The 16,002-nt window shown below is 40.9% G+C and carries 15 protein-coding genes; 3 read left to right on the forward strand and 12 right to left on the reverse strand.

Annotation, left to right across the window (positions count from 1 at the left end):
• Nucleotides 1-121: 121 nt before the first annotated feature.
• Both J4227_01290 and J4227_01295 read right to left on the reverse strand, forming a co-directional pair.
• The gene (locus J4227_01290; protein ID MBS3109144.1) at nucleotides 122-622 is read right to left on the reverse strand and encodes a hypothetical protein; all 501 of its coding nucleotides are present in this window, start codon (nucleotides 620-622) and stop codon (nucleotides 122-124) included.
• 72 nt (nucleotides 623-694) lie between these two features.
• Complete coding sequence (locus J4227_01295; GenBank protein MBS3109145.1) at nucleotides 695-1,147, reverse strand: hypothetical protein; 453 nt, start codon at nucleotides 1,145-1,147, stop codon at nucleotides 695-697.
• Between the two features lie 130 nt (nucleotides 1,148-1,277).
• On the opposite strand from J4227_01295, the gene J4227_01300 reads away from it, so the two are divergent.
• Nucleotides 1,278-1,811 (forward strand): Lrp/AsnC family transcriptional regulator, encoded by a 534-nt coding sequence (locus J4227_01300; GenBank protein ID MBS3109146.1) that lies wholly within the window; start codon nucleotides 1,278-1,280, stop codon nucleotides 1,809-1,811.
• On the opposite strand, the gene J4227_01305 is transcribed toward J4227_01300, so the two are convergent.
• Nucleotides 1,812-2,432 carry a methyltransferase gene (locus J4227_01305; GenBank protein MBS3109147.1) on the reverse strand — a complete coding sequence of 207 codons (621 nt, stop codon included), beginning with the start codon at nucleotides 2,430-2,432 and terminating at the stop codon, nucleotides 1,812-1,814. It lies immediately after the preceding gene.
• 205 nt (nucleotides 2,433-2,637) lie between these two features.
• Here J4227_01305 and J4227_01310 point away from each other — a divergent pair, with 205 nt between their 5' ends.
• On the forward strand, nucleotides 2,638-3,060 hold the full coding sequence (locus J4227_01310) for a hypothetical protein (protein ID MBS3109148.1): 423 nt from the start codon (nucleotides 2,638-2,640) through the stop codon (nucleotides 3,058-3,060).
• A gap of 627 nt (nucleotides 3,061-3,687) precedes the next feature.
• Here J4227_01310 and J4227_01315 read toward each other — a convergent pair.
• From J4227_01315 to J4227_01350, 8 genes are all read right to left on the reverse strand, one after another.
• The gene (locus J4227_01315) at nucleotides 3,688-4,179 is read right to left on the reverse strand and encodes a hypothetical protein (protein MBS3109149.1); all 492 of its coding nucleotides are present in this window, start codon (nucleotides 4,177-4,179) and stop codon (nucleotides 3,688-3,690) included.
• A gap of 1,026 nt (nucleotides 4,180-5,205) precedes the next feature.
• Nucleotides 5,206-5,910 (reverse strand): proteasome assembly chaperone family protein, encoded by a 705-nt coding sequence (locus J4227_01320; GenBank protein ID MBS3109150.1) that lies wholly within the window; start codon nucleotides 5,908-5,910, stop codon nucleotides 5,206-5,208.
• A gap of 72 nt (nucleotides 5,911-5,982) precedes the next feature.
• Complete coding sequence (locus tag J4227_01325; protein ID MBS3109151.1) at nucleotides 5,983-6,999, reverse strand: hypothetical protein; 1,017 nt, start codon at nucleotides 6,997-6,999, stop codon at nucleotides 5,983-5,985.
• Between the two features lie 124 nt (nucleotides 7,000-7,123).
• Nucleotides 7,124-7,516, reverse strand: coding sequence for a hypothetical protein (locus tag J4227_01330; GenBank protein ID MBS3109152.1), 393 nt, complete (start codon nucleotides 7,514-7,516; stop codon nucleotides 7,124-7,126).
• 244 nt (nucleotides 7,517-7,760) lie between these two features.
• Nucleotides 7,761-8,864, reverse strand: a complete 1,104-nt coding sequence (locus tag J4227_01335; GenBank protein ID MBS3109153.1) for a hypothetical protein — start codon at nucleotides 8,862-8,864, stop codon at nucleotides 7,761-7,763.
• Nucleotides 8,865-8,920: 56 nt separating this feature from the next.
• Nucleotides 8,921-10,993, reverse strand: a complete 2,073-nt coding sequence (locus J4227_01340) for a hypothetical protein (protein MBS3109154.1) — start codon at nucleotides 10,991-10,993, stop codon at nucleotides 8,921-8,923.
• 31 nt (nucleotides 10,994-11,024) lie between these two features.
• Complete coding sequence (locus J4227_01345) at nucleotides 11,025-12,464, reverse strand: hypothetical protein (GenBank protein ID MBS3109155.1); 1,440 nt, start codon at nucleotides 12,462-12,464, stop codon at nucleotides 11,025-11,027.
• Complete coding sequence (locus J4227_01350; protein MBS3109156.1) at nucleotides 12,461-12,982, reverse strand: hypothetical protein; 522 nt, start codon at nucleotides 12,980-12,982, stop codon at nucleotides 12,461-12,463. Before J4227_01350 ends, J4227_01345 begins: the two co-directional genes overlap by 4 nt.
• A gap of 476 nt (nucleotides 12,983-13,458) precedes the next feature.
• Between J4227_01350 and J4227_01355 the strand changes: the two genes are divergently transcribed.
• Nucleotides 13,459-13,725 (forward strand): hypothetical protein, encoded by a 267-nt coding sequence (locus J4227_01355; GenBank protein MBS3109157.1) that lies wholly within the window; start codon nucleotides 13,459-13,461, stop codon nucleotides 13,723-13,725.
• Nucleotides 13,726-13,772: 47 nt separating this feature from the next.
• Here the strand turns inward: J4227_01355 and J4227_01360 are convergent, their stop codons facing one another.
• Nucleotides 13,773-16,001: a hypothetical protein gene (locus tag J4227_01360; protein MBS3109158.1), complete on the reverse strand. Its 2,229-nt coding sequence runs from the start codon at nucleotides 15,999-16,001 to the stop codon at nucleotides 13,773-13,775.
• Nucleotide 16,002: the final 1 nt, after the last annotated feature.

Consider the following 16,002-nt stretch of genomic DNA (forward strand, 5'->3'; position numbering starts at 1 on the left):
GCCATTGCTTTACTATCCAAACTCTTTTTTCAAATGTCAATTTGTACATAAACATCACCGAGTGAGGTTTATGTGTAAACTAATAATGGGATAGCACAGAGAGAGAATGAGCCAAGCTAGTTCAGGTCTTCCTTCTGATAGGAGAACGCATTAGCTCACGATGCATGTAGCAGGACATTGCCAGCGCATGTGCATCCTCCGGTATTTTTACATAGGCCAAGCTGCCTGTTGCAGATATGGTTAAAAATCTATAATAAATTGAATCTCGATATTCTCGGAATGGCTTTTCATGCAACCTTCTCACACTGGTCTCGATATTTATCACACGACACACTTTACTTTCTTGGAATTTGTCAAACCATATTATTTTCTCGACTGTGCTTCCAAATTCAGCTTGTAATGCTGTGTACTCCCCTTCTTCAAACGTACTAAACACCGACTCAAGGTATATTCCTGGAATCTCATTGTTCCACCAATTCCAGAAATAGCTTGATTTTTTTATCCTGTGCACGCCAGCGCCATCAACTTTTTTAATAATCACCTGTGGCTGAACCACAAACTCTTCATGATTTCCAGCTAATTTCTGATAACTTATTCCGGGAAAATACAATTCTCCATCCATCTTGTTGTAATTGCTTCGCATGCATCTTCAGGAAATAACCGTCCTCACAATTCCAGCCTTCGAGCAACTTTGTCATTTCAAATCTATATGCAGCAATTCTGCATACATTTTTGCAGCTGCCTCGCTGATATCCATTGTCCTGACATTTCCCTGCGTCCTCAAATAACCATCTGTTTGTTCGGTACCATAATTCATCTTTGGATCATACTGTTTCAGCTCCAAAGGCAATTTTCCTTCTCTGAGCTTATCAGCAAGGACCTGTCGTGTTACAGCTTCCCTAAATTGGCCAATCAGGTCAGCCTTTATATTGAGAAAATCGTCGATGAACAGGCTGTCATCAGCTTTTACGACTGCACCACTATTAGCAATAAAATCCATGCTTAAAGACATTTTATTCCTATCTATAGAAAACTTTTGCCTAGGCACCACAAATGTCTCCATCCTGAAAACGCCATTTTCCTCTTCCTTAACCGGAAAATACTGGATTTCGCTTCTGTAATCCGTAGCGTCAACTTGTTTTGTCATTTTCACACCCCTCAATTAATTTGTAACTTATTGGTAGTAGTAATAATCTTTATCTTAAATAAATAGCTTTTGCTATTTTTTTGCGCAAAAAACGATAAATTTATAATAGATACACGTATTTTGCGAGAATATGGAGAAACAAAGCTTTCCTGAAATAGAACAATCAAAAAAAGATTTACTGGTTTATGGTCCGCACCACAAGTTCGACAAGTTCGACAAAGCCATAATGAAAGCACTGAATGAAAATGCCAGGCAAAGTCTTGCAGACATTTCTAAAAAAGTTGGCCTTTCAAGGGATGCAATTCGGAATCGCATAACAAAGCTGATAAAGGACAAGGTTATCTCAAATTTCAAGCCAATCCTGAACCCTCCGGCCATGGGATTTCCAATAATAAACTATGTCTTTATTTCTTTACATAACCCGACGGAAAAAGAGGAAAAAAAATTCATTAGTTACATGAAAAGCCACAAAAATATAACTTATGTTGGAAGCATCATAGGAAAATGGGATTTCATCATAGATGTCATGGCTGAAAATCCGGGGAAATTCAACGACGTTATGAAGGAACTGAGGCAAAACTTTGCGGATCTGATAAAGGATTATGAAATTTACGGCGTGCTTGAAGAATACAAATATGAGGAGATAGCTGGGCTGCTGTCGTGATCATTTTCTCTTAAAGGTATAACAGCTGACGCCTATCCTTTTAATCCTCGAAGTGTGGTATTTCATGGTATTTTTCAGGGGGAAAGAAAATTTCTGCTCGGAAACAAGCTGAAAGCCATGCTGCTCTGCGAATTTCTGCAAGAATTCAGTGCTTTCACTTTTGTGAAGGCTATACACCACATCCGCAATCTCAAAGGCTTTTTCAAGAAAAATTCGGTCAGCGTGCCTCCTTTTCACGCCAAAAGGTGGATTCTGGAAAACCGTGTCAACTTTTGTCCTGAAATTCCTTATGTCGTCAAATATGACCTCAAACGGAAAATTTGCCAGGTCTTTCCGGGTTGTTTCAATGTTCTGCTTTAGGATGTCAATCACTCTCTCATCCTTTTCAACAAAATAAACTTTGCAGGCGCCAAGCAACCCACCGCCGATGCCGAGTATGCCAGGCCCGGCCCCAAGGTCCGCAACAACCTTTTCATCAACATGCCCGGCCATAAAAGCATTCCACAAAATAGTTGATGCAATTTCAGAATCAGTTTCATACTGCTCGTCGACAAATTTGGGCAATCTGAACTGGTGCAATTTGGACAGAAGAATCGCAATGCCTGATTTTGTCAATTTCATAACCATACTTAAGCCTTCCACTTTATAAAAAATTTGATTTCATTTTTTCAAACTATTTTTTCCGGCATACAAATCTTTTTAAATTAAGTGGCTGTGCTAGAACCGGGGGTGAAGGGACATTAGGATACTTATCAATCTTGCCAGACGAATCTTCCCATGGCAAACAGGCATTGACGAGGTCAGGAAAGAGCTGGACGAGCATCTTGTGACGCTGAATGAAAATACCAATGAGATGCAGGCAAATTATGAGTATTTGATGGAGCTTGATTCTAAGATACAAAAGCTCAATGAAAGAATAGATGAGCTGCATATGGTCATGAATCCTAATTTTAAAAAGGACAAAGCTGTTTGCGCATCACCGTTAACAAAGCTTGAACAAGAGGTTTTCCTGATCATTTTCACGACGACAGACACCCTCCTGACATACAAGGATATTGCCAACAGGACAGGACTGTCTGAAACAATGGTCGAAAAGTATGTCACAAGCCTGGTTGTCAAGGGCATACCTGTCATAAAGATTTACAGAAACACTAGGACATATCTTAGGCTGGATGAGAGATATAGGCTCCACCAGGCTAAAAATGACCTTCTGAAGCTTAATGAGGCCATAATCCAGCGAATGTTTTGATGAATTTGGCTCTGCTTACGCTATGACTCACTTTGTGACTTTTAACAATTTTTTTTCCTCGTCGGAAGTCATTTCTGACTTGCCCAATATCTTTTCAAACCACTTTTGATTATCCACGCACTTTCTATTGGTTTCCTAGTGCCTAAATGGAAAATATTGTTTTTTTAAAAATCCAAGCCTATTTTTGCTCCAACTCTCACTTTCCATATATGGAACTAAATTATTTATATATGATCCTTAAACTGTACATAATGCAAGTCCTTTTTTCTGTAATAACCACGACGCTTTGTAACATAATCCGAGAATCATGGAACATTTATAGATAGGGCAGATCTTGGTTCTATATTGTCTTGCTTGCGGATGATTTTTAATATATCTTCTTAATTAATTATAATATTGAAATTAATTAATTCCTGAGGATAAGCTCAAATACTATATAAAACCTATTATCACAATATCGACAATTGAAGATATAATTTCAATCAATATAATTTCTAAATATATTGTATGATTATTAGAAAGTATTATTATCCCTTCATTATTCTTGTATAATAACGAAAAAATTTCTATTTTGATAAAATAAGATTAAAGATTTTAATCAATAATTAAAATTTTTAAGAAATTAATCTATCCGTTAATGTCTTTGGCCTTCATTCCTTGGCTGATTTTCTCATTTTTAACTGTTTTTTGCAGCTCTCCAATATATTTGGCCGTAAAATCAAGGTTTGAGTTAATGCGATTTCTGGCCTTGTCAAATGCATTTTCCAGGGTACTACCATTTAGCTTATACCCGACGACAACTTTATTGTTACCACCAATAAAGCTGGTTTTAGATATGAAGTCAATTGCAAGCCACCGTTTAAGGTAATCATACATAGTCTGCCTGGTGATGCCCGCCAATACTGCCATTTCCTCGACGGTAAGCACGGCTTCAGTGGGATTTTTCTCCCGGTTGGCCTTCTTAGCCCTCTCATACAGTTCAACCAAGACCATATTCATGCGCTCTGTGGAACCTTTTTTCCTTGGCATAAGGCCCATCCTGGTCACAACAACATTTGCCAGCTCGTCGGTAGAAGGGTTTATGCCAGGTTCAATATCTGTTAGTATGATCTTGTTCATATCCTTGCCAATAACTTCCATTTATAAAAATGTTTGCATTATACCGACAATTGTCTATATTTTGGGCCTTATATCATTTAATTAAATATTTTAATTTTTAATTGAATATTATATATGATAATTCCTTATTTGGTCATGGAATACTACTATTAGCCCGGCTTTACCCAAATAAGGGAAAAAGCACATTAATCAATCAATTTTAACCAGATAACTCAAGGATTAGCAATATTTTCGGCAAAATCCCGAATCTTAAATTCGCAATAAAAGGGCAAATTAGTGCATAATTGCTTACGGGTCGGGATTATATCCTACTGTTAATCCATTTTGCCGACAAATTAGTTTAAGGGGTCTTTGCCCACAAGGCACCATTCTCGACTGAAAATATGGCAAAAGTCGCATGAATTGACAGGTTTTATTATCTTTTCGGCATTATCTCGAATTTGGTACGAGTATGGATTAATATGGCGCTTTATCGACGATAAATGGCATTCATGCTTTTCTAAACCCTTATCAAATTAATTTCATATACGGATCATGGCATCTCCTACATCTCCCTATTCACCAAATTCAACTTTTTTGCTATCTTGCACTATTTTTTTATGTTGGATTTTACACTTTTTGCATAATTATTATTTCTGTTATTATCGACGATATTTTATATTGAGTTTTTAAATAATATACTCTGTAGCATATAAAATAAAAACTAATTTTTTTAATATATTGTTCAATATATATTTAATATAATAGATAACTAAAAATATGTTTTATATCATATTCGATATAACATATATTCTGTAGTAAATATTCAATAAATTTTATCTATATTGCAAATAAATACATCAAAAATCGTATTTATTATCATTATACTTAGAAAGTGAGAGTTCATGCATATTGGCAAGCTGGTTTGAAGAGCTGATGTTTCGTTTTGATGTAGACTCTGGTCTAAAAAATGGTTAGGCACCAGAAACTTGATTAGAAGTTAACTCATTTGTCGTCAGGTAAATAATTCAGGTTAAGCAAAGTAGCCTACCCCACATATGACATCATTTTCTTTTCTTTCTGTTCCTGGGCCACCTTGCTCTTTTCCAGGAGGCCTTTAAGCTTGCGTTCGAATACTTTTGCTGACTCAATCAATGGCGCTTCGTCAACACCAAGCCCAAGAAGCTTGTTTAAGGCTCCAACAAGGCTTGCAGCAGCATGGCTGTCAGGCATATCAGCATGGCTCTCCACGAAAAGTGAGGACAAAGGCTTATCCAGCTTAACCATCAGAGCTGAGGTCACCCCTAGGATTATGCCTTCATTCATAGCCTCAAAACCCAATGCACTAAACTTTGCCTTTTTATCGTCGTGCTGGCTAAAGTAGAATATTTTTGGATTTATGCTGGGCTGGGCTGTGCCTACACCCTCAAGGGCAATCACTTCATAAGCATCAAATGCATCTGCAATCTTGACTATTTCCTCTGCAAGCTGCCATTCCGAGCCCTGGCCTGCTGCTATTCCGTGAATAATGACAATATTGTGCTTTTCATCGTAAAATACGCCGATTGGATCAACCAACGTCTGGTTATGCACTGCAACAATAGCCGGCGCATCTTCGAGCCATATCTTGCCAATGGATTCAGTTTTCAAATGCTCTATCAAGAATTCTGTTGCTATTGTGCCGACCAAGCCAAAACCAGGGAATCCTGTAATGACAATCGGCTTTTTTGGTGTTTTTCTCAGCTTATGCATTTTTTCACTCTTTTTCTCTTTTTTTTATTTCCATGTTTCCCATTAAGACCTTTCTGTCAACCATACCTTTTCTCAGGCCGCCCGCAGCCATCCTTCCTGACCGTTGCCCATGTGATAGATTTTTTCCTTTCTTGCCTCATGATATAGCCAATTGGACAATGACTCCACATCCATGAGAGCATTGTGCAGCGATAATTTCAAATCGTCAAATGTTATCCTGTCCAACTGATCCTTTTGGGCCAATTTCGCCAGTTCGCCAAATTTTTGCCATAAATCATAAACCAATATCCTATGCTTAAGCATCATCTGGTAAACATCCGTTATTTCACTGTCATAAATTTGTATTAGATCCTTAATCCCCTGAACATACTGCTCAAGGGTTCCGTTTTTCTTCAGCCTATTCAGCACCTTGATTTTTGCCTTGCTTTCCTTTGCCAAATCCACAATCTGCTTTGCCATGACCTTTTCCAAGCGAACAAGCTTCTCAACATGCTCAGTGTCTATGGCAACTTTAAGCTGTATTCCATCAATGGCCTGCTTTTTGGCCAGGTCCCAAATCATCCTGAGGCAGGCTTCCACTTTCCTGTCAAGGGCATGCATCCTGGCTTCTACCTGTTCCATTGCCTCTTTAAGCCTGGTTTCAGCCATAAACCTTTCCGCTTCAGACTTGGCCGTAATTTTCAATTTGTGGGCAAAGAACAGGAGATTAGCGCCCAAGCTTTTTTCAAACCGCCTAACATCCTTTAGCTCCCTGAACGCAAAGGTCTGGCCGCGATAGTCGACCTTCTTAACCTCCTTAATCTCCCTATTCAGGTCGCCTCTAATCTCCTCAAAGCATTTTTTTATTCTTGTCCTTATTGCAGTAATCTGGCCGCTGACTGCCTTGTGCTCCTCATGGCTTTTCATATCAGCTTCTGCAAGATGCGACAGGTGCCTGAGCCGGATTATGGCGTCCTCGAGCATTTTTTCGAGATCCCTATCCTTCTGCAGCTTGGCCTTGAGAATCCAGCCGCTGTGCCTAATCTGGTGAGCCAGAAACTTGTCTGGAAACGGGTTTAAGGCATAGAATTTTGGATTTAGCTTCCCCATACAAGCCAAAATGCAAGAATACTATTTAAATTTTTTTCAGTCCCTGCAGAGCGATTACAAACTTTACCGCAGGAATCCAGCGCCAAAGAAGCTGGCAAGAAACTATAAGAAAAAAACAAAAAATTTACAAATTCATGGCAAATGTGGCAATCATGAGGAATATGCCTTCTATTGTGAAAATCACATAATAGATGGTGTCCTTGATGAAGTCCAGGGCAAACCAGCTCATTCCCAAATCGTGCTTGCTCAAGACCTGCAAAATGCCAGCTGCCATTATAACCACCGCTATAATGAACGAAACCCAGCCAATTGCATTGCTGTTTGTTATTTCAATGACAGAATTTACCATGAGATAGAACCCGCCTATCGCCACGATGTACGCAAATATTTCCAGTGGCAGCCAAGGCAGCTCAAACCAATCCGGCCCCATGCCGAAGCTGTGCAACAGCGGCAAAACGCCCGTAACTGTCAGGACCAGCCCAACAAAAAAGCTTATCCAGTCTTTTGTGTCTATCATCTTATCACCTTTGAAATGGGTATAATTCACTTGGCTTATGCGAAATGATTATTTAAAATGTTTGGAATTTTCCACTAGTTTCTAACTGGTGGCTGGAAAGCCAATGTCAAACTTTCAAGTGAAAAATTCCTAACATCATGAAAATCGCATTTTTGAAAAGCATTCCAAACTAACCACGAGGTCTGTGGAACTAAACATGACATTTCACCAGTCTCTGACCGGTGGTTCTTGACAGTTGCGATGCTTAGGCAGCATCTTTCTTTGCATCCTGCGCAACTGAGCCGACCGCCTGCAAGGCTTCATACTTGGCCGCGTCCCTGATGGCAATAAGGATTTCCTTAATCCTGAGCTCCATCTCCTTCGCAAGGTCCCTTGGTATCTGGTGTTCTTCAGCCAGCTTTTCCTGGTCACGGTACATCTCATTCAGGATCCTAATCATGCCAAACATTATAAAACCAGACCTGAGCACCGCGCCCATGCCCTCCTTAAAAGCAGTTTCCACCATCTTGAAGATCTCATCTGATTTCTTATTCAATTTATCAATGAAATCAGTTATGTGCTGTGGCTCCAGGAATTTTGGCTTTTTCTTATCCATATACTGTTCATCAGCCAGTCTTCGCAGCTCGACTATGTCCTCCACAATCTTTCTCCTGAGGCGCACAACTTTTCCATAGTCCCTTATGACATCCTTAACGCCCCACCTGATCATCAAATACTTCCCGAGGCTGGCAGATTCATCTTTTATCGTTGATATATACTTGCTCATCAAAGTTGCCGCATCCTCCCTTTCAACACTCTTAATCATATTCAATAAGTAACCATAATCCTTTTTCAGCAATTCCATGGTCTCGCCTATAAGCTCATCTCTATGGTGCCTCACTGAATTCCTGGCCCTTTTGACAGCATTTATCATCTGCTGCAATTGCTCGCGCGATTCCTTCACTGTTATGCCTTTCAGCTTTTTTTCAAAATTATTCTGTATTTTTCGAAGGTAAACATCATAGCTTCCTGAATTTGGCAGCTTTCTCAAGAGGCTGTCCATATAAAGGAACAATCCCACTGTCAGAAAATAGTAATACTGCACCGCAAAGTGGCCATTCTTGACCATGTAAGAATCATTGACTTCAATATTTGATAAATCATGCAAGTGCTCGAGCTTTTCATTTTTTTCAAATGCCTGGAATACTTTTTGTGCACTGTGCACAAATTTAGGGGTTTCAATGGAGCGCAAATGGAACAGGTTGATAAACCCCATAACCCCTTCAAGTTTGCTGGTTGCCAATTTTATCTTGAATGGGCCATAAGTGTGCAAAACAAAATGCCTATGCAACATATCAGTATCTGCCATTATCTCACCTTGTCCTTTGGTTGTTAACTTATTTTTCTTTATATATATTTTTTGATTTAAGCTGCCTTTTTTGGAATTTCGGGCAGCTTTTCAGGCTTTTTCTGAATAATTACGGGAGCATTCGCATTCACTGCCCCTGGAAGCTTAGCCTGTGGCTGGTAGTCAGCAGCCATGGCGGATATTAACTGATTATAATCAACAGCCTTCGGAATCCTCTGCCTTATGTTTTCCAGGACTTCATCCTCAAATTTAAGGTCATGGGTCACATAATCCTCAAGCTCTGCCATCTTGTCATTGTAAAATCCAATGAGCCTCTGAGCCTTGTTCTGATCGGCAAGGCTTCGCTTGATTTCTTCGTGCAGCCTCACGAAATATTTGCCTGCATAGCCCCTGAGGCCCTCATATCCGCCCGCCTTGCCCTTCTGGGTAAAGGCCAGCTTGAACTTGTCCCTGTTCAGGCGCTTGCCGTACTCCTTCAGTATGTTGTCAACTTCACCCAGCTTCGCCAGCCTGTCAAATTCTTTCTCAGTCATCAGGCCTTCACGGAAAACGTATTCCCGCTTGGCCAGGCTTACAGCATCAGGATGCCTCCTGATTTCAGCCTGTGCATGGTCTTTGAGCAGCCTCAGCCTCGCATCCAGCTCTTTCTCAAGGTACATTGCATTTGCCCTAAAATCCTCATACATTTCATGGGCAGCCTTTCTGTCCAGCTGCCTTAAGATAAGCTGCTGCCCGTAAAAGCCAATTATATGGAAAGAATGCCTTTGCCCCTCATAATCATGGATTATGGTCTTTTTGGCTGCCTGAATCTTTTTGTTTATCACATTATACATGCCCTGCGTTTCTGCTGCAGTTGCCTTGTCTTTCAGGTTTCTTCCTTCAAGCTTGTGGTAAAACCCCCCAAAAACTGCGCTTGCTTCCCTGGATGTGAAGCTTTCCCGTTCCAGTTCTTCCCGAATCCTTTGCATTGGAGGCAGCAGGTCCTTCTCAGCCTTTACAACAACATCAAGATACTGCCTTATGTCCTTCACAATCATCTCAAGGTTATGGAAATGAGGTATAAGCTCCTGCGCAATATGATTTGCAGCCTCATACCATCTGATTTCATTCTGCAAATCCTCATTGAGCTCCCTGTTGAATTTTTTCAGGTAGTTTTCGATATATGCATCATCAATAATTACCATATTTCCCGTGATTCTGCTTTTTGCATCATCGGCAAACCTGTCAAACCTATTTTTGCCATCTTCATTCCTCATTTCATGGGCCAGCAGGCTTTTCAGCTGCTTGTAGGCATTTTCCTGGAAGGACAATGCACGCTGCAAATACGGGACAATTTCACCGGCACTCATCTGGCCATCCCGCAAAATCCTTTCCAGGTGCGGCTTAAGCTGACTGAAATTTTCGATTATTTCCTTGGGATGCTTTATCTCCATCTGTTCCTTCAGGACATTTTCCTTCACTCTTTCAAGCGCTTTTTTAAGCGGTGTTTCCTGCGACTCTATGCTGTCAAGAGCCTTGAGAATTTCCACATTTATTGCCTTGATCGCAAGGGCAATTTTGCCTGACCCGTCCATCTTTTCCGCAGGATTCGCATTTTCTGCCTTGGAGATTAAGGGCGCCGATTCCTGCCCGAATTTCACAACCAATGCCTGCTTCTGCTTTATCAGGTCCGCCATCCTTATCAGGTGAGAATCTTTTTTCTCCTCAGCTTCTTTTGCCGTATCAACATTGTGGATTGGGCTGGCAAGCATCCTTCTTTTTCCAAACCCGTAAGCACCTGCGCCCACCAAAGCCAGTCCTATAACAGCACCAATGCCCGCCATCTTTGTGGTGCCAGAGCCACTCTCTTTGCCCGCGCCTGTTTCTATCTCAGTAATTGCTGAGGCCACGCTCTCCTTAATTGCCACAATCCTTTGATCTGCATTGGCAGCATATTGTCCATTGTCAAGAATCTGGTGAAGGGTTCGCAAACCATTTGCATCATCATTGGTCCTCAGCTGATTTCTCAAGGACAAGGCAAGATAGGCATATTCCCCCTCATAATTGGCTGCGGCAGAATTTGCAATGGCAAGTATGATTACCATTAATGCCGCGAAATTCAAAATCCCCAAACTTTTCTTGCTCATCATTTTCTTATCATCATCTCTTGTTCTGTCAATCTCATTTGAAATTCCTATAGCCCTGCGCTGAGCAGCTTCCGCTCCTTAGGTCCAACAGAATCTCGAACTGGGTTTGCATTGGAAGGCTCTTGATGTACCTCCTTTCATCACTGGTGTAGCATTCTTTCTCTCCAGGATTGAGGGTTGCCAAGCTGGTTTCTGCTCCCATGTCAGGCGAATCCACGCCAATTGCATCATTCCTTTTATCAGGCCAGTCAATCAGTATCTGGTCAAGCTCTGACATCCATGCTTCGCATTTGCCAACCATTTCATATTCCTTGCTCTGCGTCGGGCCAGGCTCCAGGTTGTTTGCATTTTCCCTGTATTTCAGCGTGCCGTCGCTCAATTTCTTAAGCAAAGTGTCAAAGGTGTCAGTTTTTCTAAGGACTATGAATTTGCATTCCTGTGCAGCGCCTTCGGCGATTTGCTTCAGCCTGGCATCGATTGTGGCTTCAGAATATACTGTTACAGGCGGCGTTTTTCCAAGGTCCTTCAGTTTTTTAACATATACAGCATAGGCATCAGAAAATTCCTTTTCGAGCACTTGGCACCTGGTCAGGAAATCCCTGTTTGCAGGAGCGTTCTCATAATCCGGTGTCCTCGAATTGCTTAGCCAGGCGCTAAGGTCAGAATTGACCTGCCTCAATTTCTTGAGGGCGTCAGCATAACTGTCATCATTGATGATGGGCGCCCTGCATTCAATCCTTGCCCTGTCCTTGTAAATACCCAATTCCTTTTCCAGCTCAATTATGTCTTTTTCCAGCTGGGCTTTTTGGTCGGCAGTCAGGCCATCGCCCTTAACTGCCTTGCCTCCTGTCGCTTCGCTTATTTTCTCGGCGACTTTGCTGCTTACAATAGTCGGGCCGCCAAAGTCCGGAACCTTGAAAGTTTCTTTTCCAAAACTCGGCAGACTCAGTTTTTTTCCTGTGAAAAAGATGCTGCCAACATTGAAAAGTATTACAGCCACTATCACTGCCAAGATCAACGAGAGGAATTTGCTTTTTATGCCCATCCTTTGGAAGAGGAAATACAATGCTATTATGACGAGGAAGAACAACAAATTCTTGGCAAATGGTATGAAAAAGGAAACACTCAGGCCAGCCCTTATGACTGCAATAGCCATTGCTGCGCCAACTATTATTGCCAAAGCCCGAACGGCTCTGCCAGCTCCTCCTTGTTTGATATCTTCACCCCAAAATTTTGATAGCCCAATATAGACTATTGCAACAAATATTCCAGTAAATATCAGAAAATCAAAAAACTGCGCATATTTGTCATAAATTGGAAGCCCTGTGGAACTCGTTGCATCTGTCCCTTCAACTCTGATGCCAACCAAGTTCCCGAGATCCTCCAATTGTGCGAGGACAGGAGTCAAAGCCAGGGCAAGCGCAGCTACAAGGACGAGCCACTTCGCGTTTTTAGCCAATCTGTTTTTTATCATCTTGCCCTCCTTTGCAAGGCTTTAATCAAGAACTCTGACCCAAACAGGATTGTCCCGGACTGTATCATGCCTGAAATGTGATTGTCCCTGGACAAAATCCCAGAAACAAATTCATCATCGGACATCACTCCTAATTTATCCTCCTTGAATATTTTGGCAGCCGCAGCTTTTGCCTGTTCAAGACTGTGATGACCTGTCACTACCAAAATTCCATTCTGATGCTTTAGAACAAGCCTTGTGAGTTCGGACAGTTCTTTTACATCTTTTTCATCGGTTGATGCAACAAAACATGCCAGATGAAACGCAGATGTCTTCCGAAGATTGATATCATAGAAAAGTCCAGTGCCAAGCTTTTCTGCAACAACAATCCCCCCTTTTTCCATTTTTTTGAGGGACTTGTAAGAGCCGGCCGGGCTAATCTTCAGTTTTAATCCAATCTCCCTTGTGGTAAATCTAGAGGCATAATTCTTTATGAGAAATGCAATAATTTTCTGGTCATTGTCGCTTATGGCAATCATATTTAGTTATTACTTTTTCTCAATAATATACTATTTTTAGTAATTAGTCTACTATATAATGGTATTATATATAAATTTTTTGCTATAGGGTATTTTTTTTTGTATTTTAATAAATAAAAAAAGTAGTGAATTGTATGAAAAATAAAATTTGATAAATTAATTTAATAATAAGATATAGATTATAAATTGATATATGTTTACTATAAGTGAAGAAAAACCTGCACTATGGTTTTTTATATGAAGACAATAATCATATCATATTTTTGCTATGCCTCTATATACCTTATATTGCTAAAGTATTAATATTCAAGAGCCCTTTTATCGTCTATAAAATACGAGCAACTACACTCAGGATAGTTGGTAGGCCTTTGAGCCCTTATTTTTTTTCTTACAGTGGACCGAAAGACTTAAATACTTGTAAAAGTATATTAGTATACAAATAGATATACTAAGGTTAATTAGATAGGTTGAGAAAGATGATAACTATGCTACAACCAAACCAATCCTCAAACAGAGAATCAAATCTTGTTAGGATTATTAATCAGACAAATGCAACAACCCTTCACAATGGGAGTGCTTATCATCCGATTCTTGACGTAAACGATAATCCGGAGTATTTTGCGAAAAGGAGACATGTTACTTACAGCCCACCAAATTTCGAATCTCCTGAAGAACAAGAGGATTACAGTAGTACATCACCACACGGTGGATATTGGTACATTCCCCATCCAGTAAGGGCTTGATTTAGACTAAGATCTGAGACTAACAACTATGCGTTATTATAGCTTGCTTAATCTTTATCGCTCACAGGAAGCTCTTCCCATTGCGATTCAACAAGGTCTGCTTCAGACTCGGGAGCATTAGCCGTAGCAACATCGACCCGCAATGGATTCATTGGGAATTTACCACCATATGGCCTGGGCCCATAGTCATAACCATGTATCTCCTGGCCAATCAAATCAAAATATTGATTCATTCTCTTTGAATAATGTGTTCTGGACAAGACTGTGTCAATCATGTATATAGCCAGGCCTCTGGTGCTTATGTGCGGGTCATCATCCGGGTCAAGAATATCAGAATTTATCCCATCCGTTGTCCAATGATAGAATATCCGGCCAGGATGCTTCCAACTTTTGTATCTCGCATCATTTGTGACATGGCTGTGTTCCAATGCCCTTAAATCAAAGCAAGGATTCAGATTAGATGGCCTTCTTTCATCAATCCATGGTCGGTCATACTGCCCTGAACTGCCAAGATATGAGTATTGCCCATCAGCTTTATTCAATAAGTACATTGTGAACGACCTTGCCTCGCGCACATTCTCTAAGGAAACTTGCACAGTTGTATCAATTCTATTTAGCCCTCTGTGAGGCCTTGCTGCACCTTCATGCTCTCCATGTTCTCCCTCAATATGCTCTTCGGCCTCATCATGTTCCTCAGTTAGTGTATGGCCTTTAATCCTCGGGGTTATCTTATGCACTCTTTTGTGCATCCTGGCCAGCACATAATCATAAGCATTCATGCTATAAGGGTGGTATCTTCCATCCCTAAGATCATCCCTGAATGCATCGAATTCTCCATCTATCCACATTGCCACGTCAAGCAGTTTTTGGTACATATGCGTGTGCTCATCATAAAATTTCCTGTGGGGATCATTGATGTACCTCTCTTGGTCCGGAATACTGTATTTCTCTATCAATTCTCTTCTCTTCTCGGCCATATCCGCCTCAGAAACGCCATGGAGCCGCCATCTTTTTTCTGAATTCTCAAGCAATTGCCTTTTGTATTTATCGGCAAGAACAACAACCCTGTGTTGTACATCATCATATTCCACTTCAAGGGGCATATTATACTCATCCCTGCCCCAGCTCATTTCATGAGGCAATTTGACAAAATTGCCACCATGTGCCCTCACAGCTTCCCTAATAATATCCTCTGTCTTCCGGTTTCGTCCTGTGCTCCACCTGCCAAGCCTTCTCTCTTCCCGGGTAGGCAGAGGCGCATTTGGCTGATTTGGATTATAAGTATCCCCTCTTAGATCCTCATCATAATCCGGGCTGTAGATTACACGGTAAGTTCTCCTGCACACAATGTGCTGCTTGGTGTGCACTTTGTCCAAAAATGTTGTCATGCTCTCAGCCAGATTATCAACTTCATTTTGCCAATAGAAGCTGAATGCCCAATCTGATTGTTTCCTGAGATCCTGCTCATATTTGCCAATTTCAATCTGGAAGACTTCATTTACCATGTCAGTATATGCCTTTTCCAACGCGTCCAGATTGGTCTTAATTTCTCTATCATAAGTTTCCTTGCCAAACTCCCGAATTAAGCCATTCTTATTGGCCGCGTATAGTTCCCTGCACGCATTAATGACCTGTGATACAAGTTTTTTATGGATGTCCTTGAATTCATCTGCATACCTATAACCATATATCCTAAGATATTTTTCAATTCCATCATAATAGAGAATTTTATGCTCTTTTGGAATTCTGAACGGGAAGAACCTCGTCTCCTTCCTATCACCGGGCAGCTCAAAGTCAAATTTGACCCATACAGGTTCCATTGCTTCAATCGGAGGCTGCGTTCTGTCCAGCTTCTTCCTGCCAACAATATTGCCTTCATTATCAAATATTTCAGTAAGCTTGTCGAAGTCTATCTGGTATTTTATGATAGCCCTCTCATAATGAGTGTTGATTCTATCAGTGAAAGGCCCCACAATAGTGGTTGATTTATGCTCAACGTCATTCTTTAACTTGTTCCAGTCCTCACCCCAGATTTCTTTTTCTATTTTTTTCAAAAGGTCCATCCTGGCAGAGCCAACATCAAACAATCCCATAAATTTCAGTTCCCTGATTAGCGGCCCCAGTGAAGGCTCAACATCTTCTGTAGTGTCTTTTGCATTGCGGACAAACCGGAATTTTACATTGTTCCAGAGCCTAATTGGCATTTCCTGAAAAAGAGACCTGAAAATGCCTGCCAAGTCCTTGTGAGATTCCCCTCCTCCTCCAGGTTCTGCCATT

This window comes from Candidatus Woesearchaeota archaeon (assembly GCA_018303405.1).
GTDB lineage: Archaea > Nanobdellota > Nanobdellia > Woesearchaeales > JABMPP01 > JAGVYD01.